General features: G+C 71.3%; 19 protein-coding genes and 1 riboswitch. Of the genes, 5 read left to right on the forward strand and 14 right to left on the reverse strand.

Annotated features, from left to right (window positions below):
• Positions 1-107 precede the first annotated feature (107 nt).
• Positions 108-536, forward strand: coding sequence for an SRPBCC family protein (locus tag ACIPXB_RS36470; protein ID WP_401457194.1), 429 nt, complete (start codon positions 108-110; stop codon positions 534-536).
• A 70-nt stretch (positions 537-606) separates the two neighbouring features.
• Here ACIPXB_RS36470 and ACIPXB_RS36475 read toward each other — a convergent pair whose 3' ends face one another.
• Entirely contained in the window at positions 607-1233 is a 627-nt protein-coding gene (locus tag ACIPXB_RS36475) for a PadR family transcriptional regulator (RefSeq protein WP_401457196.1), read from the reverse strand.
• A 189-nt stretch (positions 1234-1422) separates the two neighbouring features.
• Between ACIPXB_RS36475 and ACIPXB_RS36480 the strand changes: the two genes are divergently transcribed.
• Positions 1423-2250 carry a PhzF family phenazine biosynthesis protein gene (locus tag ACIPXB_RS36480; RefSeq protein ID WP_401457198.1) on the forward strand — a complete coding sequence of 276 codons (828 nt, stop codon included), beginning with the start codon at positions 1423-1425 and terminating at the stop codon, positions 2248-2250.
• A gap of 3 nt (positions 2251-2253) precedes the next feature.
• Here the strand turns inward: ACIPXB_RS36480 and ACIPXB_RS36485 are convergent, their stop codons facing one another.
• Positions 2254-3051 carry a CPBP family intramembrane glutamic endopeptidase gene (locus ACIPXB_RS36485; RefSeq protein ID WP_401457201.1) on the reverse strand — a complete coding sequence of 266 codons (798 nt, stop codon included), beginning with the start codon at positions 3049-3051 and terminating at the stop codon, positions 2254-2256.
• A gap of 166 nt (positions 3052-3217) precedes the next feature.
• The gene (locus ACIPXB_RS36490; protein ID WP_401457203.1) at positions 3218-4717 is read right to left on the reverse strand and encodes a glutamate--cysteine ligase; all 1500 of its coding nucleotides are present in this window, start codon (positions 4715-4717) and stop codon (positions 3218-3220) included.
• 490 nt (positions 4718-5207) lie between these two features.
• Here ACIPXB_RS36490 and ACIPXB_RS36495 point away from each other — a divergent pair, with 490 nt between their 5' ends.
• Both ACIPXB_RS36495 and ACIPXB_RS36500 read left to right on the forward strand, forming a co-directional pair.
• Positions 5208-5813 (forward strand): hypothetical protein, encoded by a 606-nt coding sequence (locus ACIPXB_RS36495; protein ID WP_401457205.1) that lies wholly within the window; start codon positions 5208-5210, stop codon positions 5811-5813.
• Positions 5814-6091: 278 nt separating this feature from the next.
• Entirely contained in the window at positions 6092-6280 is a 189-nt protein-coding gene (locus ACIPXB_RS36500; RefSeq protein WP_401457207.1) for a DUF5999 family protein, read from the forward strand.
• A 97-nt stretch (positions 6281-6377) separates the two neighbouring features.
• Here the strand turns inward: ACIPXB_RS36500 and gcvP are convergent, their stop codons facing one another.
• On the reverse strand, positions 6378-9263 hold the full coding sequence (gcvP, locus tag ACIPXB_RS36505) for an aminomethyl-transferring glycine dehydrogenase (RefSeq protein WP_401457210.1): 2886 nt from the start codon (positions 9261-9263) through the stop codon (positions 6378-6380).
• A gap of 199 nt (positions 9264-9462) precedes the next feature.
• A riboswitch (glycine riboswitch) is annotated at positions 9463-9594 on the reverse strand.
• A gap of 113 nt (positions 9595-9707) precedes the next feature.
• On the opposite strand from gcvP, the gene ACIPXB_RS36510 reads away from it, so the two are divergent.
• Positions 9708-10076: a PRC-barrel domain-containing protein gene (locus tag ACIPXB_RS36510; RefSeq protein ID WP_401457213.1), complete on the forward strand. Its 369-nt coding sequence runs from the start codon at positions 9708-9710 to the stop codon at positions 10074-10076.
• A 103-nt stretch (positions 10077-10179) separates the two neighbouring features.
• Here ACIPXB_RS36510 and ACIPXB_RS36515 read toward each other — a convergent pair whose 3' ends face one another.
• The 10 genes from ACIPXB_RS36515 to ACIPXB_RS36560 all read right to left on the reverse strand — a co-directional run bounded on the left by ACIPXB_RS36515 (position 10180) and on the right by ACIPXB_RS36560 (position 20313).
• Positions 10180-11688: a DNA polymerase IV gene (locus ACIPXB_RS36515; RefSeq protein WP_401457215.1), complete on the reverse strand. Its 1509-nt coding sequence runs from the start codon at positions 11686-11688 to the stop codon at positions 10180-10182.
• 77 nt (positions 11689-11765) lie between these two features.
• The gene (locus ACIPXB_RS36520; protein ID WP_401457216.1) at positions 11766-12407 is read right to left on the reverse strand and encodes a MerR family transcriptional regulator; all 642 of its coding nucleotides are present in this window, start codon (positions 12405-12407) and stop codon (positions 11766-11768) included.
• A 226-nt stretch (positions 12408-12633) separates the two neighbouring features.
• Positions 12634-13107, reverse strand: a complete 474-nt coding sequence (locus ACIPXB_RS36525; protein ID WP_401457218.1) for a bifunctional nuclease family protein — start codon at positions 13105-13107, stop codon at positions 12634-12636.
• Positions 13108-13159: 52 nt separating this feature from the next.
• Complete coding sequence (locus tag ACIPXB_RS36530; RefSeq protein ID WP_401457220.1) at positions 13160-13903, reverse strand: MerR family transcriptional regulator; 744 nt, start codon at positions 13901-13903, stop codon at positions 13160-13162.
• 42 nt (positions 13904-13945) lie between these two features.
• Positions 13946-14884: an FHA domain-containing protein gene (locus ACIPXB_RS36535; protein ID WP_401457231.1), complete on the reverse strand. Its 939-nt coding sequence runs from the start codon at positions 14882-14884 to the stop codon at positions 13946-13948.
• Positions 14885-14966: 82 nt separating this feature from the next.
• Positions 14967-15785: a DUF881 domain-containing protein gene (locus ACIPXB_RS36540; RefSeq protein WP_401457223.1), complete on the reverse strand. Its 819-nt coding sequence runs from the start codon at positions 15783-15785 to the stop codon at positions 14967-14969.
• A 5-nt stretch (positions 15786-15790) separates the two neighbouring features.
• Positions 15791-16123: a small basic family protein gene (locus ACIPXB_RS36545; protein ID WP_189973628.1), complete on the reverse strand. Its 333-nt coding sequence runs from the start codon at positions 16121-16123 to the stop codon at positions 15791-15793.
• Positions 16120-17028 carry a DUF881 domain-containing protein gene (locus ACIPXB_RS36550; protein WP_401457225.1) on the reverse strand — a complete coding sequence of 303 codons (909 nt, stop codon included), beginning with the start codon at positions 17026-17028 and terminating at the stop codon, positions 16120-16122. The genes ACIPXB_RS36545 and ACIPXB_RS36550 overlap by 4 nt, the downstream gene beginning before the upstream one ends.
• A gap of 104 nt (positions 17029-17132) precedes the next feature.
• Positions 17133-19628: a sugar phosphate nucleotidyltransferase gene (locus tag ACIPXB_RS36555; protein ID WP_401457226.1), complete on the reverse strand. Its 2496-nt coding sequence runs from the start codon at positions 19626-19628 to the stop codon at positions 17133-17135.
• A gap of 94 nt (positions 19629-19722) precedes the next feature.
• Positions 19723-20313 (reverse strand): CDP-alcohol phosphatidyltransferase family protein, encoded by a 591-nt coding sequence (locus tag ACIPXB_RS36560; protein ID WP_401457227.1) that lies wholly within the window; start codon positions 20311-20313, stop codon positions 19723-19725.
• Between the last annotated feature and the right edge of the window lie 156 nt (positions 20314-20469).

The following is a 20469-nucleotide window of genomic DNA, read 5'->3' on the forward strand; positions in this document are numbered from 1 at the left end:
ACACCTGTTGAGACGATCACAAGATTTCTGACAGGTCGTCAGTATTGAATGTTCCGCGCACCACCACTACGTTCCGCCGCACGTACCCGACGAGAAGGGGTGGTCGCATGGCCGAAGTCACCGCGGAATCACGCATCGAGGCGCCCGCCGCGAAGGTCTGGTCCCAGCTGACGGACTGGGGTGCGTACGACCAGTGGAGCATGACCCACACCAGCTTCCCCAAGGGCGGCCCGCAGACCCTCGCGGTCGGGGCGACGTTCGAGGAGAACATGAAGATGATGGGCTTCCCGGCCGAGGTCACCTGGACGGTCGAGGAACTCGAGGACGGGCGCGTCCTGGCCATCCGGGGCAAGGGCCCGATGGGCGTGATCGTCGGCACCCGGTACACCCTGGTCCCCGACGGGGAGGCGACCACCGTCCGCATCGACGGCGAGTTCACCGGAGCGGCCGTCTCACTGATGGCGGGCAAGCTCAAGGACTCGGCGACGGCCGCGCTGAACGAATCGCTGCGCAAGCTCGCCGGCCTGGTCGCCTGAAACGGCACGGCGGCGCCCCGCGCGGTCGTCCGCGCGGGGCGCCGTACCCCCGTCGTCGTCCGGCGGCGGGTCAGTGCTCGTCGGCCAGGATCAGGTAGAGCTTCTTGCGGGCCTCGTTGATGACCCCGACGGCCTTCTGCCGCTGCTCGGGCGTGCCGGTCTTCCAGACCTGGCCGAACGCCTCCATCAGACCGAAGCCGGCCGTCCGGATCTCGTGCATCGCCTCCCGGTCGACACCCTGACCGACCTCCTCCCAGGGGGCCGCGGGGCCCGCCTCGGCCTCGGTGCGGCCCGCGTCGGTGAGCGTGAACAGCTTCCTGCCGCCCTCGCTCTCGCTGGAGATCAGGCCCTCGTCCTCGAGCATCTGCAGGGTCGGGTAGACGGAGCCGGGGCTGGGCTTCCACGCCCCGCCGCTGCGCTCGCCGATCTCCTGGATCATCTCGTAGCCGTGCATCGGGCGGTCGGTCAGCAGCGCCAGGATCGACGCGCGTACGTCGCCCCGCCGCGCCCGCCGGTGCGGGCCGCCCCGGCCCCCGCGACCGCCGAAGGGCCCGCCGCCGAAGCCCGGCCCGAAGGGCCCGAAGGCCGCGCGGCGCCCCTCGAACTCCCCGTGGTGGTCGGGCCCGCAGGGGTGCCCGCGCCGACGCCCGCCCTCATGTCCGTGTCCGTGTCCGTGTCCCTGTCCAGGTGAACGCATGACTGCGCTCCTCTCGTCATGGATATCCGCGTATCGCTGCGGCTCCTTGTTCCACCCCATCACTGTCGCTGATCCATCGCGATGCGTCAACGATATATCGGAACCGATCGCAGACGACCCGGCGACAGCAGGCCAGTGGTCGCCGATTGGCCTTGGCCGGTGCCCGTGGGGCGCCCCTACCGTCGGGGCATGCGCATCCGAATCGTCGACGCCTTCACCGACCGCCCCTTCCACGGCAACCCCGCCGGGGTCCTGCTCCTGGACCGGGAGTTCCCGCCGGACGCCTGGCTCCAGCAGGTCGCCGCCGAGGTCAACCTCTCCGAAACGGCCTTCGCCCACCCGCTGCCGCCCGGCGGCCCGGCGGACTGGGCACTGCGCTGGTTCACCCCGACCGCCGAGGTGGACATGTGCGGCCACGCGACCCTCGCCACCGCGCACGTCCTGGCCACCGGCGCGCTGGCGAGCGGACCGGTCCGGTTCGCCGCCCGCTGCGGCGTCCTCACCGCCGAGGCGGCCGCGGACGGCACGATCACCCTGGACTTCCCGACGTCCTCGCTGACTCCGGTCGAGGCACCGGCCGACGTCGACCGGGCCCTCGGCGGCGTCGCGATCCGCTCCGTCCACGACACCGCCGCCCACATCGGCGACCTGCTGGTGGAGCTGGCCGACGAACGCACCGTCCGCGAGCTGGCCCCGGACCTCGACGCCCTGCGCGCCTTCGCCCGGCGCGGGGTGATCGTCACGGCGCCCGCCGAGGACCCCTCCCGCGGCTACGACTTCGTCTCGCGCGGCTTCTTCCCGGCCTTCGGTATCGACGAGGACCCCGTCACCGGCAGCGCGCACACCGCGCTCGCGCCCTTCTGGTCCGCCCGCCTGGGCGGCCGTACCGAGCTGACCGGCCTGCAGGGGTCCGCGCGCACCGGCCTGGTCAAGGTCACGCTCGCGGGCGACCGTACGCTCCTGACGGGCGGCGCGGTCACCGTCATCGACGGCGAACTGCTCGCCCCCGCTCCCTAGTGCCTATGCCGTCGGCAGCCAGCCCACCTTGCCCGCGAGCAGCGCGTACCCGGCGAAGGCCACGATGTCGAGCAGCGCGTGCGCGACGACCAGCGGGCCCACCCGGCCCCAGCGCCGGTAGAGCAGGACGAAGACGGCGCCCATCACCATGTTGCCGATGAAGCCGCCGATGCCCTGGTAGAGGTGGTACGAGCCGCGCAGCACCGAGCTGGCCAGCAGCGCGGCCATCGGCGACCAGCCCAGCTGGTCCAGCCTCCGCAGCAGGTACGCCAGCACGATGACCTCCTCCACCACGGCGTTCTGCACCGCGGAGAGGATCAGTACGGGGAACTTCCACCACACGTCGGGCAGCGCCTCCGGCACCACCGTCAGGTTGAAGCCGGCGGCGCGCGCCCCCAGGTAGAAGGCGAGTCCGGCGCTGCCGATGGCGGCCGCGACCAGCGTGCCGCGGCCCAGGTCCCAGCCGGGCCGGGTGCGGTCGAAGCCGAGGACCCGCAGGCCCGGCGCGCCCTCGCGGGTCAGCAGGTGCGCCACCAGCAGGACCGGCACCAGGGCGGTGGTGATCCCGAAGAGCTGCCAGGCCAGGTCCAGCCAGGGCCGGCCGGGGGCGTACGAGCCGTTGAGCGTGGCCGCCTGGTCCTTCAGGCCGCCGGGCCTGGTCAGCGAGCCGATGAAGCTGATCAGGGAGGAGAGCGCGCTCGCGCCCAGCGACAGCGCGAGCACGAGCAGCGTCTCGGTGCGCAGGACCCCCCGCCTGTCCTCGCGCAGCTCCCTGACCACCGGCTCCGGCTCCACCCGCACGCCCGACTCCCGTCCCGTCGTCCCGCTCCGACCACCCCATACTGCCTCCTCGCGGAGCGGGGCGATCAGCGGGGCCGACCGGCCGGAGGAACCACCGGACGGCCCGAGGACCCGGCGGACGCCCGGAGGACCCGGCGGACGCCTGGCGGGCCGGACGCCGGCGGGCTCAGCGCAGCCCGGCGGGCCAGGTGTGGACCGGATCCCCCTTGTGCATCAGCTCGGTGTACCGGCGGGTGGTCGCCGCCAGTGCCTCGTCCCGGTCCAGCCCGGCCGCGAGCGCCCGGTGGTAGGTGTCCACCTGCCAGGTCGAACCGTTGACCCGGCGCTTGCACCTCTCCTCGATGATCCCCAGGTAGTGGTCGCGGTCGGCGGGCTCGATCCCCCACGCGTCCAGTCCGGCGGCGGCCATCGGCAGCAGCTCGTCGAGGACCAGCCGCACCGCCGGTACGCTCGCCAGCCCGCCGCCCCGCCCCCGGCGCGGCCAGCGCAGCCGGGCGTCGATGCCGTGCCGGCAGGCCGCGTCGAAGTTGGCCTCCGCCTCGGCGAACGGCATCCGGCTCCACACCGGGCGCTGCTCGTCGGCGAGGGTACGGACCAGCCCGTAGTAGAAGGCGGCGTTGGCGACGACGTCGGCCACCGTCGGCCCGGCGGGCAGCACCCGGTTCTCCACCCGCAGGTGCGGCATCCCGTCGGCGACCCCGTACACGGGCCGGTTCCAGCGGTAGACCGTGCCGTTGTGCAGGACGAGCTCCTGGAGGCTGGGCACCCCGCCCTCGGCGAGCACGGCGAGGGGGTCCTCCTCGTCGCAGATCGGCAGCAGCGCGGGGAAGTAGCGGACGTTCTCGGCGAACAGCTCGAACGCCGAGTCCACCCAGCGCTCACCGAACCAGGTCCGCGGCCGCACCCCCTGCGCCTGGAGTTCGGGCGGCCGGGTGTCGGTGGCCTGCGTGAACAGCGGGGGCCGCGACTCCCGCCACAGCTCACGGCCGAAGAGGAAGGGCGAGTTGGCGCCGACGGCTATCTGGACGGCGGCCGCGCACTGCGCCGCGTTCCACACCGCGGGGAACCGCGCCGGGGTCACCTGCAGGTGCAGCTGTACGGAGGTGCAGGCCGCCTCGGGCACGATGGAGCCGGAGGTGCAGCTCAGCCGCTCCACCCCGTCGATGTCGAGGGTGAAGTCCTCGCCCCGCAGCATCAGGATCTGCTCGTTGAGCAGCGAGTACCGGTCGACGGCCGAGAGGTTCGCGGAGACCACGTCGGACTGGGCGATCGTCGGCAGGATGCCGATCATCACCACGCCCGCGTCGATCTCCGCGGCCTGCCGGTGGGCATACCCCAGACCCGCGCTGAGTTCCTCGGTGAGCTGGTCGAATACCCGGCCGTCGAGCCGGTGCGGAAGTATGTTGACCTCCAGGTTGAACATTCCGAGTTCGGTCTGGAAATCGGTACTCGCTATCCTCTCCAGAACCTGCGCATTCACCATTCTCGGCAACCCGTCGGCACCCGCGAGATTCAGCTCGATCTCAAGCCCCATCATGTTCTTTGGCCGATCGAACCTCTTCTCCGCCAGAAGCCGCTCCAGCCCCTCCAGGCACTCGTGAAGCTTCCTCCGATACCGTTGCCGATCGGACAGGTCGAATCCGCCTGCCACGACCTTCTCCCCCATCGAAGTGTCCCTCCTCGAGTGGGCCTGGCCCGGACCTCCCGGGCGCGCGTTACGGTCGATGATGCCCCGGTGCCTTGATCTCTAACGCTCGGGGGGCGCGCATGTCGGGGAGCGCGCGCCGGTTTGGCCGACCGGCGCACGGGCACATTCACGTGGCAAGTCGCGTGGTGCAATTTCAAGGTCGCGCTTGCCGATTCCGCAATACCGTCACTTTCCAGCCGAGCCCCCGTCCGGTAACCTCCGAGGTCAGCGCGAGATGTCTGCGCGCACCCGGCATGAAATCCATGACAGCGGGACCGGTAAGCGTCTTGTCGGCAATAGGCGGGACGGCTAGCCGAAACACTGTGTGAACACATGTCGTATAAACTCCGCAAACGAGGCACAGAGTTGGCGCGCGGCCATTGCCCCTCAGCCCCCCTCTGGCCCCAGAATGCGACAGCTCCGTCCGCACCCCCCTTCCCCCGGTCTCCCAAGTGAGAGGCGACCCACCATGCCGCTGCATGTCCCTCCGGCTCCCGCGCCCGCCCTGCGCAGCGTCCTCGCGGCACTCGGCTCCCCCACCGCCGTCCAGGAGGTCCTCACCCCCGCCCTGCGCGCCCTCCCCGGCCCCAAGACGGCCGAACTCCCGCTTCCGGTCCACGTCCTGGACCGGGTCACCTCGGGCGGCAGGCCGCCGCGCACCCGGCTGACCGGATGGCGTTTCCTGATCCGCAGCGGGGACCGGTACGTGGCGGCGGCGGACACCCGGCTCACCGCGGACGGCTGGGTCTTCTCGCACTTCTTCGAGGGGCCCTACGTGGCGGCGACCGAACGCGCGCTGCGGCAGGCGGAGTCGGTGGGCAAGAACTACCAGCCGAGACTGCTGTCCGTGCCCGAGCTGTACATGATGACCCTGTGGCTGCACGGGGCGGTGGGCGCCGACGCCTCGGCCGGTCTGCCGGCCGCCGCCGACCTGCTGGTCCCGCTGGCTCCGGCCCCGCCCGGCATCGCGGCGTACCGGCCGCACCCGGTCTCCGAACTGCTGCCGGTGATGACCCACCGGCTGACCCCGCCCATCCCTCCGGTGCCGCCCTCGCTGGCCGCGCCGGCCGCCTGACCGTCCCCGGACGGGGGCCTGACCCGGTTGACCCATTCGGCCTAGTCCGCTGGGACCAGGCCCGAACCACCCGAAATGACAGGGGAGTTGGGCTGAACCGCCCGCACGAGTGATGCGTCATCAATCTCAGAGGACAGCTGCCGGGAAATCCATGCGGACGCAAGTCCGTAGGGCAACACTGGGATCCTGACCACACCAAGAGATTGATACGGGGGGCGGCCATGAATCACGCACCGAGCCGCAGCACACAGACCACACCGCAGCGAAAGAACGCATCCATGTGCCAGCACCAGCCTGCCTGTCCATCAGCCGAATCCGCCGACAGGGAGGCCGCGCTGCCTGTGGCGAACCACCCGGAACAGGGCTGGAGCCTGCTGTGCAACGGCGTCCTGCTCTTCGAGGACACCGGTGAGCTGCTGCCGGACGGCCAGATCATCGCGCCGCACCGGCCGCTCGCGGCGGCCTGACGGCGCCGCGGCACCGGCCGACGCCACAGGGGCCGGTCCGGGAGGAGACTCCCGGACCGGCCCCTGTGTCATGCGCCCCGGCTACCGGGCGCTCGGATCAGTTGTCGTACTCGTCCAGCGGCGGGCACGAGCAGACCAGGTTGCGGTCGCCGAAGGCACCGTCGATACGGCGCACCGGCGGCCAGTACTTCTCGGCCGCGACCACGGTGCCCGGGAAGACCGCCTCGTCACGGGTGTACGGGTGGTTCCACTCGCCGCCCAGCGCCGCCGCGGTGTGCGGGGCGTTGGCCAGCGGGTTGTCCCCGGCCGGCCAGACGCCGGAGGCGACCTTCTCGATCTCGCCGCGGATGGCGATCATGGCGTCGCAGAAGCGGTCGATCTCGACGAGGTCCTCGGACTCCGTCGGCTCGATCATCAGCGTGCCGGCCACCGGGAACGACATCGTCGGCGCGTGGAAGCCGTAGTCGATCAGACGCTTGGCGATGTCGTCGACGGAGACGCCGGTCGCCTTCGACAGCGGGCGCAGGTCGATGATGCACTCGTGGGCGACCAGACCGCCGGGGCCGGTGTAGAGCACCGGGTAGTGCGGCTCCAGGCGCTTGGCGATGTAGTTCGCGCCGAGCACGGCCACCTGGGTGGCGCGCTTGAGGCCCTCGCCACCCATGAGGCGTACGTACGACCAGGAGATCGGCAGGATGCCGGCCGAACCCCACGGCGCCGCCGAGATCGGGCCGACGCCCGTCTCCGGGCCGGCGGTCGGCTGGAGCGGGTGGTTGGGCAGGTACGGGGCGAGGTGCGCCCGGACACCGACCGGGCCGACGCCCGGGCCGCCGCCACCGTGCGGGATGCAGAACGTCTTGTGCAGGTTCAGGTGCGAGACGTCGCCGCCGAAGTGACCCGGCTTGGCCAGGCCCACCAGGGCGTTGAGGTTGGCGCCGTCCACGTACACCTGGCCGCCGGCGTCGTGCACGAGACCGCAGATCTCGGCGACGTGCTCCTCGAAGACGCCGTGGGTGGACGGGTAGGTGATCATCAGGACGGCGAGCTCGTCGCGGTACTGCTCGATCTTGGCGCGCAGGTCCGCGGCGTCGACCTCGCCGTCGTCGGCGGTCTTGACGACGACGACCTTCATGCCGGCCATCACGGCGGACGCGGCGTTGGTGCCGTGCGCGGAGGACGGGATCAGGCAGATCGTGCGCTGCTCGTCGCCGTTGGCGCGGTGGTAGGCGCGCACGGCCAGCAGGCCGGCGAGCTCACCCTGGGAGCCGGCGTTGGGCTGGATGGAGACCTTGTCGTAGCCGGTGACCTCGCAGAGACGTTCCTCCAGCTCGTTGATGAGCGTGGCGTAGCCCTGGGCCTGGTCGATCGGCGCGAAGGGGTGCAGCTGGCCGAACTCGGGCCAGGTGACCGGCTCCATCTCGGTGGTCGCGTTGAGCTTCATGGTGCAGGAGCCCAGCGGGATCATGCCGCGGTCCAGCGCGTAGTCCTTGTCCGCGAGCTTGCGCAGGTAGCGCAGCATCGCGGTCTCGGAGCGGTGCTGGTGGAAGACCGGGTGCGTCAGGTACGCGTCCGAGCGCAGCAGGCCCTCGGGCAGCGCGTCGGCGGCGCTCGCGTCCAGCGCCTCGATGTCGGCGCTCACGCCGAAGGCGGCCCAGACGGCCTCGATGTCGGCGCGCAGGGTGGTCTCGTCGCAGGAGACGAGGACGTGGTCGGCGTCGGCCCCGTACAGGTTGACCCCGGCCTCGCGGGCGGCGGCGACGACCTCGGCGGCCTTGCCGGGCACCCGGGCGGTGAGGGTGTCGAAGTACGCGCCGTGGACCACCTCGACCCCGCCGGCGGTCAGACCGGCGGCGAGCAGGGCGGCGTAGCGGTGGGTGCGGCGGGCGATCGTCTTCAGGCCCTCGGGGCCGTGGTAGACGGCGTACATGCCGGCCATGACGGCGAGCAGCACCTGCGCGGTGCAGATGTTGCTGGTGGCCTTCTCGCGGCGGATGTGCTGCTCGCGGGTCTGCAGGGCCAGGCGGTACGCCTTGTTGCCGTCGGCGTCGACGGAGACGCCGACCAGGCGGCCGGGCAGGGAACGCGCGTGCTTGTCCTGGACGGCCATGTAGCCGGCGTGCGGGCCGCCGAAGCCCATCGGGACGCCGAAGCGCTGGGTGGTGCCCACCGCGATGTCCGCGCCGAGCTCGCCGGGCGAGGTCAGCAGGGTCAGGGCGAGCAGGTCGGCGGCGACCGTGACGATCGCCCCGAGCTCGTGCGCCCGGTCGATGACCGGCTTGATGTCGCGGACGGCACCGGAGGCGCCCGGGTACTGCACCAGCACGCCGAAGACGCCGCGCTCGGCGATCTCCGCCGGGATGCCTTCGGACAGGTCGGCGACGACGACCTCGACACCGGTCGGTTCGGCGCGGGTCCGGATCACGGCGATGGTCTGCGGCAGGGCGTCGGCGTCGACGAGGAAGACCCCGCCCTTGACCTTGCCCACGCGGCGGGCCAGCGTCATGGCCTCGGCGGCCGCGGTGCCCTCGTCGAGGAGGGAGGCGCCGGAGGTCGGCAGGCCGGTGAGGTCGGCGACGACGGTCTGGAAGTTGAGCAGCGCCTCCAGACGGCCCTGGGAGATCTCCGGCTGGTAGGGCGTGTACGCCGTGTACCAGGCCGGGTTCTCCATGACGTTGCGCAGGATCACCGGCGGGGTGAACGTCCCGTAGTAGCCGAGACCGATCATCGAGGACAGGACCTGGTTGCGGTCGGCCAGCGAACGCAGTTCGGCGAGCACCTCGGCCTCGGTGCGGGCGCCGGGGAGGTCCAGGGCCTCGGCGCTCTTGATCACATCCGGCACCGCGGCGGCGGTGAGTTCGTCCAGGGAGCCGTAGCCGACCTGGGCGAGCATCTTCGCCTGGGCCGCGGCGTCCGGCCCGATGTGGCGCTGCTCGAAGGGGATGCCTCGCTCCAGCTGGGAGAGCGGAATGCGGTTGGCGGTCATGTACGGAGGCCTCCTGGTCGTACGACCTGCGAGGGGCACCACGGCGCGGGCACCCGGACGGCCTCCCCCTCTGTCATCTCAACCTGAGAGCTTCACCGGTCCGCCTGGGGGTCGCCCGTGGAGGTCCGGTTTTCACCGTCGGTGAGGGAGGGGAATCGGTAGTGCGGGTCCGACGCCCACCCCTGCTTTCCAGAGTGGCCTCGTCCGTGCGGTACGTCTGCCTGAGAGATTCCGGGGAGGATTTGCTCCTTCGGCGCCTCCGCCGTGTTCACGTCGTGCTCGCATCGCGCTCACGTCATGCTCACTCGGAGGACTCTCCCGCACAGGGTCAACAGCCGTCACCCAGCCTACCAGCGAGCTTCTGGGGCCTCCCTCGAGTGGCCCTCGCTCCGGATTTGCCCTTTTGTAGTCATTACGGAGGAGTTGCGACCCGTTGGAGGGACCGTGCAGACCGACATCGATCCGCGCAGCCTGATCGGCCGCAAGGCGTACGACCGCAACGGTGCCAAGATCGGCACGGTGGACGAGGTCTACCTCGACGACGCCACGGGTGTGCCGGAGTGGGCAGCCGTACGGACGGGGCTCTTCAGCAGGGACGCGTTCGTCCCGCTGGAGCCCAGTGAGCTGGTGAACGACACCCTCCGGGTGCCCTTCGAACGCTCCCTGATCAAGGACGCTCCGGACTTCGGGGTCGGCCGCCACCTCTCACCGGAGCAGGAGCTCCAGCTCTACCACCACTACGGCCTGGACGTGGCGCTCCCCAGCGACTTCCAGCGCGACTTCGGCCGCCTGGCGGGCGACGGGGAGGGCTGACCCCGGCCGGCGAACGACGCCGACCTCGGCCGGCGGGCCGGCGCGGGCGTAGGCGTGCGCCGGCCCGCTGGCCGGCGCGGGCCGCCGCGGGCGCCGCCGGCCCTCAGGGGGCGGCCCGGTCCGGTCCGGGTGGCAGGCCCGGGAGCGGGAGGGGGTCCGAGGGCCGCAGTTCCGGGTCGTCCACCCGGAAGGTCCGCACCCGGCCGGGCGGCGATCCCGGCTGCTCGAACCGCACCGTGACCCGGCCGACGCCGCTGCCCTGCACCCACCCGGCCCCGTACACCGCGTGCCGTACGTCGCTGCCGGCCATCCAGCGCCGCTCCGGGGGCGCCCCGGGCTCCGGAGGGCCGGACTCCCCCGCCCGGGCCGCCACAGCCGCCCCAGCCGCCCCTGAGGCTGCCCCAGGAGCCACCGGCGCCCCGGCTGCCCCGGACGCCCCGCCAAGGCCGGCCAGGGCCGCTGCCGCCGCCTCGGCCTCCGCCCGGGCTTCCGCCTCCGCCCGGGCGTCCGCCTCGGCCCGGGCCTCCGCCTCCGCTTCGGCCTCCGCCTGGGCGAACAGGTCCTCCTGGGTGTAGTCCGCCAGCCCCGAGACCCCCACGCCCAGCAGCCGTACGCCGCCCGTGGTGTCCACCGCCTCCAGCAGCCGGGCCGCCGCCTCGCGGACCACCGCGGGGTCGTCGGTGGGCCCGCGCAGCGTCTCCGAACGGGTCAGCGTCGAGAAGTCGTACCGGCGCACCTTCAGCACGATCGTCCGCCCCGAGTGCCCCGAGTCCCGCAGCCGCCGCACGCACCGTTCCGCCAGTCGCTGCACCTCGCCCCTGATCCGCACCCGGTCGTGCAGATCCACGTCGAAGGTGTCCTCGACCGACACCGACTTGGCGTCCCGCTCGGCCACCACCGCCCGGTCGTCGAGCCCCAGCGCCATGCGGTACAGCGCGACCCCGTGCGCCCGCCCCAGCATCCGCACCAGCTCGTCCTCGCCGGCCTCGGCCAGCTCCCCCACCGTGGTGATCCCGGCCCGCCGCAGGTGCTCGCCCGTGGCCGGGCCCACGCCCGGCAGCGTCCGTACGGGCATCGGCGCGAGCAGCTCCCGCTCCGTGCCCGGCTCGATCAGCAGCAGTCCGTCCGGTTTGGCCTCCTCGGAGGCCACCTTGGCCAGCATCTTGGAGCCGGCCAGCCCCACCGAACCGCTCAGTCCCGTGACCGCCCTGATGTCGGCCCGCAGCCGCTCCCCCGTCGCCCGCGCGGACGCCGCGTCGAACGCGCTGCCGCCCGCCTCGAGGTCGACGAAGGCCTCGTCCAGGCTGAGCGGCTCCACCAGCGGCGACAGCTCCCGCAGCAGGGCCATGACCTGGTCGCTCACCGCCCGGTACAGGGAGAAGCGCGGGATCAGGTACGCCCCGTTCGGGCAGAGCCGGCGCGCCTGCGCCGTCGGCATGGCCGAGTGGACGCCGAAGCGCCGCGCCTCGTACGAGGCGGTGGCCACCACCCCACGCGGTCCGAGCCCGCCGACGATCACCGCCTTGCCGCGCAGGCTCGGCTTGGACGCCTGCTCCACGGAGGCGTAGAAGGCGTCCATGTCCAGATGCAGGATCGTCGGAGCGGTTCTCACAGCACCGATGCTGCCCTACGCCACCGACAACGGACCGCAAACACGTTCGACGGCTTTCCGGCGGCGCGGACGGGGTCTCAGACGGCCCGGTTCCGGCGCGCGGCGAGCTCGTCCGCCGGGTTGTGCCCGGCCACCGTCTCGCCCGAGTCGACCCGCTCGCCGTGCAGCTGCGACAGGGCGTTCTCCACGTCCCGCCACACCACGCCCACCGCGATGCCGAAGATGCCCTGCCCGCCCTGGAGCAGCTCGACGACCTGGTCCGGCGAGGTGCACTCGTACACGGTGGCGCCGTCGCTCATCAGCGTCATGCGCTCCAGGTCCGCGAATCCGCTGCCCCGCAGGTGCTGCACGGCCGTACGGATGTTCTGCAGCGCCACCCCGGTGTCCAGGAAGCGCTTGACGATCTTGAGGACGACGACGTCCCGGAAGCTGTAGAGCCGCTGCGTGCCCGAGCCGTACGCCGCTCGCACGCTCGGCTCCACCAGGCCGGTCCGCGCCCAGTAGTCCAGCTGCCGGTACGTGATGCCGGCCGCGGCGCAGGCCGTGGGCCCGCGGTAGCCGATCTGCCCGGTGGCCGGCGCCGCTCCCCCGGGGGCGGCCTGCGGCGTCGAGTCCGGCTGACGGCGCGCGGCGCCCACCGCACTGCCGTGCAGCGGGAACGGCCCGCTCTCACTCCGCGCGGGGGTGCCCCCGGTCGTACCGTCGCCCGTGATCCTCACGCCCGACCCTCCGTCCTTGACCTGCCATCTCGACGGTAGGCAGTCACCCGGGGTGCGTCAACGATCGCCACACTCGGCACGCCGGGTGATAATCACCCTGAGAGTGGTTTCGCGTGCCCCGTTCCCGGGAAAGGCATTTCGAATGGGCCGCAACCGCCCTTGTTCCGAGCCGCCGCACACCGGATCCGACACCGCCCGACCCGGCCGCGGGGCCCCGGACCGGGGCCTACTGGTTGCTGGTACCGAAGTCCTCGGGCGAGATCTGGTCGAGGAACTCGCGGAACTTCTCCACCTCGTCCTCCTGCTCGTCCGGAATCGCGATCCCGGCGTCGTCGAGGACCCCGTCGCTCCCGTAGATCGGCGTCCCCGTGCGCAGGGCCAGCGCTATGGCGTCCGACGGCCGCGCGCTCACCTCGACCCCGCTGGCGAAGACGAGCTCCGCGTAGAAGACGCCCTCGCGCAGATCCGTGATCCGGACCTCGGAGAGCTCCTCGCCCAGCGCCTCCAGCACGTCCTTGAACAGGTCGTGGGTCAGCGGCCGCGCAGGGGCCATGCCCTGCTGCGCGAAGGCAATGGCGGTCGCCTCCCCCGGACCGATCCAGATGGGGAGGTACCGGTCGCCTCCCACTTCACGCAGGAGAACGATCGGCTGGTTGGAGGGCATTTCCACCCGGACACCCACAACGTCGAGCTCGTTCACACAGCAACCCTAGGACCTGCCCGGCCGGTTTGGGTAGTCGGGGCCGTCCCGGTCAGGACAGCCGCACCCCCAGAGCGGTCTGCACCAGCGCCTCGTGCAGCCGTACGGACAGCCCCGCGAGCTCCTTCATGGTGGCCTCCGCATGGGCCCTCGTCTGCGGATTGCGATGCCGCCGCAAGGGTGCGACGACCTGCTCGACCAGGCCCGCCTCCCGGTCGGCCGCGGCCTTCATGGCCCGCAGGTGCCGCGGCTCCAGACCGAAGCGGCCCAGATCCGCCACCAGACGCGCCACGGTGACCGTCTCCGCGTCGAAGCCGCCGCCGGGCGCCTCGGCGATCAGCCCGTACGACTCCCACTCCGCCAGCTGGGCTTCGTCCACCTCGGCGGCGGCCAGCAGCTCCGCCCGCCCGATCCGGGCAGCGGTGGACGCCGCCCGCCCGTCCACGGCTTCCCCGTCGGCGTCGGCCTCGGCGTGCGAGGACGGCGCGGGGGTGCGACCCTGGTCGGCCGCACGTCCGTCCAGCTGCTCGCGGATGACCTTCAGCGGCAGATAGTGGTCGCGCTGGAGCCTCAGGATGCGTGCCAGCCGCTCGATGTCGTCGGGGCTGAACTTGCGGTATCCGGACGGCGTGCGCCGGGGCTCGACGAGCCCCTCCGCCTCCAGGAAACGGATCTTGGAAATGGTGACTTCGGGGAACTCGTCACGCAGCTGGCCCAGCACCGTACCGATGCTCACCAGCCGCCCGACCGGGCCGGCGGCGCCGTTTCCGGCACCGCCCGTCGGTGTACGCAGCATGGACCTTCCCTGGGGAGTCCCCCGACGGAGTCTGGGGGAGGGTCAGATGCCCCGCTGGCTCGCGTAGAACACCAGCCGGTACTTGCCGATCTGGACCTCGTCGCCGTTGTGCAGGGCGACGGAGTCGATCGGTTCCCGGTTGACGTACGTGCCGTTGAGGCTGCCGACGTCGGAGACGGTGAACCCGCCCTCCTGGCCGCGGCGGAACTCGACATGCCGCCGGGAGACGGTGACGTCGTCCAGGAAGATGTCGCTCTGCGGGTGGCGGCCGGCCGTGGTCAGCTCACCGTCCAGCAGGAAGCGGCTGCCCGAGTTCGGACCCCGGCGCACGATCAGCAGCGCCGAGCCCGCGGGCAGCGCCTCCACCGCGGCCTGGGCCTCGGGGGACAGCGACGACGACACGTGCTGACCGGACACCTCGGCCTCGTAGGCCTCCAGGCCCGAGATCGAGATGGTGGACGTGGTCTCCGAGGCACGCTCGGGCGTCAGCCCCGCCCGCAGCGGCGCACCGCAGTTCGAGCAGAAGCGGCTCGCCGCGTCGCTGCGGTGCCCACACCTGCTGCACACCTGCTCGGCCGACATGGACGGCTCCTCGCGCCGCGGCTGCCCCGCGGAGGCACTGGTGGCATACGGGTCGGGGGCGAACCCTCCACCCGCACCTGAGGTCGACGGGTCACCGAAACCTATGCGGCCGGCGGCGGAGGGGTCGGCGGCGGACGCGCCCCGCCCACCCGCCGCGTCATCCGCGCCGGAGACCTCGTCACGGAAGAGCGGCCGCTCCCCCTGCGCCTCCACGTCACCGTGGCCGGCGCGGTGCTTGGCACCGCTTTCCTCGCGGTTCTTCTTGCCGAACAACTTCTCAAACAACTTCACGGGCGATTCCCCTTGACCGAAACAGACCCGCCCGTGGGGCAGGACGAACTCCGAATGCACACACCTGCCGACCCGGACATTCTCACAACGTCCGTAACCACCAGACAGTTTCCACCACGCACCACTCGTTCGGTGCGCCGACCCCCCGCAGGCCTCCGCCCACGTGAGCCGTCCCACACGTCACTCCCACTCACGACGATGACGACCGAGCGTAGTCAGGCTGCTTCGCCGGCCGCAAGGCATCGACGATGATCTTCGGTGAGCGCACGACACTGGCCGTGGCCTGCTCCTTCTCCAGCGTCTGGATCACACCGCCGGGAATGTTGAGCGCCGGCTCCAGATCCTGCGGCTTGCCGATCACCCTGAACTCGTACGGCTGTGTGATCTTCTTACCGTCGACCGCCACGCCGCCGTCCACGTCCGAGAAGTACGTGCCCGCCACCACACGCACACCGTTGACCTGGATCGCCTCGGCCCCGGCCGCCCGCAGCTCCTGGATGGTGTCCAGCAGCATGTCGGACTGCACCTGGTTCTTGGGATCGGAGATCTTCAGCGTGATCCCCGGCCCCTGCGCAGCCACCGTACCCGCCAGGATGCCCAGTTGGCGCTCCTTCTCCACAGTCTGCCGGCGGGCGTCCTCGGCCTGGTTGGAACTGTTCTCCAGCTCCTTGCGCTGGTCCGTCAGCTGCTGCTTCTCCTCCTCCAGCCGCTTGGTCCGCCCGTCCAGCTCGTCCAGGATGCGCACCAGGTCCTCCTGCCGGGCCCCGCGCAGCGCACTCGAATCGGTGTTGGACCGCACCTGGATCGCCAGTCCCAGCCCCAGGACGAACAGCAGCAGCGCCACGATCAGTTGGGACCGGCTCAGCCGCGGCGGCCACAGGCCGGCCGCCAGCCGCTGCCGGCCGCTCTCCGGGGGCGGGGCGGGCGCCCCGGACACCGGGGGCACCAGGGGTTCCCCGGAGCCGGCAGGCGCCCCGGAGCGCTCGGGAGGCGTCTCGTCGTTGCTCATCGGCCTCACGCCCGGAACACGTGCCGGCGGATGGCCGCGGCGTTGGAGAAGATACGGATACCGAGGACGACGACCACACCCGTTGACAGCTGCGCGCCGACCCCGAGCTTGTCGCCGAGGAAGACGATCAGCGCCGCCACCACCACGTTGGACAGGAACGACACCACGAAGACCTTGTCCACGAAGATGCCGTCCAGCATCGCGCGCAGGCCTCCGAACACCGCGTCCAGCGCCGCCACGACGGCGATCGGCAGATACGGCTCGACGACGGCCGGCACTTCGGGCCGGACCAGAAGCCCGACCACCACTCCGGCCAGCAGGCCCAGTACCGCGATCACGATGCACCCTTCTTCGGCTCTACTGCTGTAGCTGTACGCACGGTCAGGCTCGACGCCGCCGGCAGCCGCACCTCGTCCGCCTGCGTGAGGTTGGCCCGGATCCCGTAGCTGTCCTGCAGCACCTTCAGGTACACGCCGTCGGCGCTGTCCTGGAACCCGGTGGCCAGCCGCTTCTTGTCACCCACCGCGAGGACTTCGTACGGCGGCACCAGCGGCTTGTTGTCGACCAGTATCGCGTCACCGGCCGCCCGGATCGCGGACAGCGCCGTCAGCCGCTGCCCGTTGATCGACACCGCCTCGGCTCCGGACTGCCACAGTCCGTTCACGATGCGCTGCATGTCCCGGTCGCGCAGCCGGCCGGTGTCGGAGAAGCCGGTGTTCTCGCGCGGCCCGCCACCGCCCGCCGCCGCGTCCTTGGCGTCGTCGACGGTCAGCTTGACCCCGGGCCCGCGGACCTCCGTCGCCCCCGACAGCAGCGCCACCGGCCCGCCCTGGTCGCCGCCGTGCTGCTTGAGCGCCTGGCGCTGCCGCCCCGCGACGTCGGCCCGCAGCCGGTCGATGTCCTTCTCCAGGGTGGCCGCCCGGTCGTCGGCCCGCTCCACCCGGTCGATCAGCTCGTGGCGCTCCTTGGCCAGGACCGGCGCCGCCACCCGCGTCTGGGCGGCACCGAGGGTGACGACCATGGCGGCCAGCACCAGTCCGGCCGCCAGGCCCAGCTTGGCCTTCAGCGTCCGCGGCAGGCCCTTCGTACCCTCCGCCTCGCGCCGGGCCGCGGCCTCCGCGTAGCCCTCGTCGAGGCTGTGGTCCATCACGTGCGTCAGCAGCGACATGGACGCGTCGGGACGCGCCGGCGGGGATGGGGCCGGACTCCGGCGGTTGGGCGGCGGCTGCGACATGCCGCACATCGTCGCATGTCGGAACCGACCCTACCGAATGCGTCCGTCCCCCGGGACGGGACCGGCGGGCACCGGCCCCGCGCCGGGGGACGCCTCTCACACCGCTGCCGGGCTCAGTGCCCGGAGCCCTCCACCACGCCCGCCCACTCGTCCAGCAGCGCCTGCGCGGAAGCCGCGTCGGGCCCTTCGGCCCACAGGTGCGTCACCGCCTCCGCCGGATCCGGCAGGACCAGGGCCCAGCGCCCGTCGGCCTCGACCACGCGCACACCGTCGGTGGTGTCCACCTGCCGCTGCCCGGCCGCCTCGACCACCCTGCGCATCACGAGACCCTTGACCGCCCACGGCGTGGGCACGTCCCGCTTCAGCACGTGCGCACGCGGTATCCGGGCGTCGATCTGGCTCAGCGTGAGCTGCGTCCGCGCCACCAGCCCGATGAGCTGGACGAACGCGGCCGAACCGTCGAAGACGCTGCTGAACTCCGGCACGATGTAGCCGCCCCGGCCGTCCCCGCCGAAGATGGTGCCCTCCGCCCGGCCCACCCGGGTCAGGTCGTCGGGCGAGGTCGTCGTCCACTCCACCTGGGTGCCGTGGTACGCCGCCACCTGCTCGGCGATCCGCGTCGTGGTGACCGGCAGCGCCACCCGCCCGCTGCGCTTCTCGGCCGCGACCAGGTCCAGCAGCACCAGCAGCGCCCGGTCGTCCTCGATGATCCGCCCGCGCTCGTCGACGAGCGAGATCCGCTCACCGACGGGATCGAAACGGACACCGAACGCGGCCCGGGCCGACGCCACGATCTCCCCGAGCCGTACCAGCCCGGTCCGCCGCGATTCCGAGGTCTCGGTCGGCCGGCTCTCGTCGAGCCCGGGATTGATGGTCAGCGCGTCGACCCCGAGCCGGCCCAGCAGGCTGGGCAGCACCAGACCGGCGCTGCCGTTGGAGGCGTCGACGACGACCTTCAGACCGGCGTCGGCGATCCCCGTGGTGTCCACCTGCCGCAGCAGCGAGCCGGTGTACGAGTCGAAGACGCTCGACGGGAACTGCAGGTCACCGATCTCGCCGGGGAAGGCACGCCGGTACTCCTGGCGCGCGTACACCCGGTCCAGCTTGCGCTGCTGCGCCTGCGAGAGGTCCGCGCCCAGCTCGTCGAGGAACATGATGTCGACGGAGTCCGGCACCCCGGGCGAGGTCCGGATCATGATCCCGCCGGCACTGCCGCGCGCGGTCTGCTGCCGGGCCACCGGCAGCGGCACGTTCTCCAGGTCCCGTACGTCGATGGCGCTGGCCTGGAGCGCCGAGATGACGGCACGTTTCAGCGCGCGGGCGCCACGGGAGTGGTCGCGGGCCGTGGTGACCGTCGCGCCCTTCTTGAGCGTCGTGGCGTACGCACCGGCCAGCCGTACGGCGAGCTCGGGCGTGATCTCCACGTTCAGGATCCCGGAGACCCCGCGGGCCCCGAAGAGGTGGGCCTGGCCGCGCGACTCCCAGATCACCGAGGTGTTGACGAAGGCACCGGCCTCGATGGTCTTGAAGGGGTAGACGCGTACGTTCCCCTGGACGATGGACTCCTCGCCCACCAGGCACTCGTCACCGATGACCGCGCCGTCCTCGATCCGGGCGGCGCGCATGATGTCGGTGTTCTTGCCGATGACACAGCCACGGAGATTGCTGTGCGGGCCGAGGTACACGTTGTCGTGGACCACGGCCCGGTGCAGAAACGCCCCGCTCTTGACGACGACGTTCGAGCCGACGACCGTGTGCTCGCGGATCTCGACCCCGGCTTCGACCTTGGCGTAGTCCCCGATGTACAGGGGCCCGCGCAGCACCGCGTCCGGGTGCACCTCGGCGCCTTCGGCGACCCACACCCCGGGCGAGATCTCGAAGCCGTCCATGTCGACCTGGACCTTGCCCTCGAGCACGTCGGCCTGTGCCTTGACGTAGCTCTCGTGGGTACCGACGTCCTCCCAGTAGCCTTCGGCGACGTAGCCGTAAATCGGCCGGCCTTCCTTCATCAGCTGCGGGAAGACATCGCCGGACCAGTCCACCGGAACGTCGGGGTCCACGTAATTGAAGACCTCGGGTTCCATGACGTAGATGCCCGTGTTGACGGTGTCCGAGAACACCTGCCCCCAGGTGGGCTTCTCCAGGAACCGCTCGACCTTGCCTTCCTCGTCCACGATGGTGATGCCGAATTCCAGCGGATTGGGCACACGGGTCAGGCAGACCGTGACGAGTGCGCCCTTGTTCTTGTGGAAGGCGATGAGGTCCGTGAGGTCGAAGTCCGTGAGCGCGTCGCCGGAAATCACCACGAAGGCATCGTCCTTCAATGCCTCCTCGGCGTTCTTCACGCTGCCGGCGGTCCCGAGTGGCTTCTCCTCATTGGCATAGGTGAGCTCCATTCCGAGCTCCTCGCCGTCACCGAAGTAGTTCTTGACGAGAGACGCCAGGAACTGCACGGTCACCACGGTCTCAGTGAGCCCATGCCGCTTGAGCAGCCTGAGCACGTGCTCCATGATCGGCCGGTTGGCCACCGGCAGGAGCGGCTTGGGCATGCTCGAGGTCATGGGGCGAAGACGTGTGCCTTCGCCACCGGCCATCACGACGGCCTTCATGTCGGAAGAGTCCTCCTTGAGAGACGACGTACACGCCGACCTCGCCCGTCTCGGACTCCGGCTCCGCTCCTCCGCGTCACTGCGCCGAGCGAGCTCAATCGGCCGCGGCGTCCGCCTTCACGAGTCGGCGGACCTGCACCACGTAAAGGATTCCTGCCCACCAGTAGAGGGTTGTACCCCATCCGGCGAACGCCCATCCGAAAACGGACGCCAGCCACGCCAGCGAACCCGTGCCGTCACTCAGCAGAAGCAACGGGAAGGCATACATCAGGTTGAAGGTGGCGGCCTTGCCGAGGAAGTTGACCTGCGGCGGCGGATAGCCGTGGCGGCGCAGGACGAGCACCATGGCGGCCAGCATCACCTCACGTGCCAACAGCGCCACGGTGAGCCACAACGGCAGAATCTCGCGCCAGGTCAGACCGAACAACGTGGACAGGATGTACAAACGGTCGGCCGCCGGGTCCAGCAGCCGGCCGAGGCTGCTGATCTGGTTCCAGCGCCGCGCGAGCTTCCCGTCGAGGTAGTCACTGACACCGCTCAGCATGAGCACGAGCAGCGCCCAGCCGTCATGCTCCGCCAGGATCAGCCAGAGGAACAGGGGTACGCCGGCCAGGCGCGCCATGCTGAGAATGTTCGGGATCGTGAAAATTCGGTCAGTCTGAACCCGAGTCTCCTGGACCTCCACCCGGGGGCCTCCACTTGAACGTGCGAACGATGCCTCCTGACCCTACAGGAGAACATCCGTACCCTGAACGCAGAAAAGCCCCGCACCATAAGGTGCGGGGCTTTCCCACAATGATTGTTCGGCGGCGTCCTACTCTCCCACAGGGTCCCCCCTGCA

This window comes from Streptomyces sp. NPDC090022 (assembly GCF_044748145.1).
GTDB lineage: Bacteria > Actinomycetota > Actinomycetes > Streptomycetales > Streptomycetaceae > Streptomyces.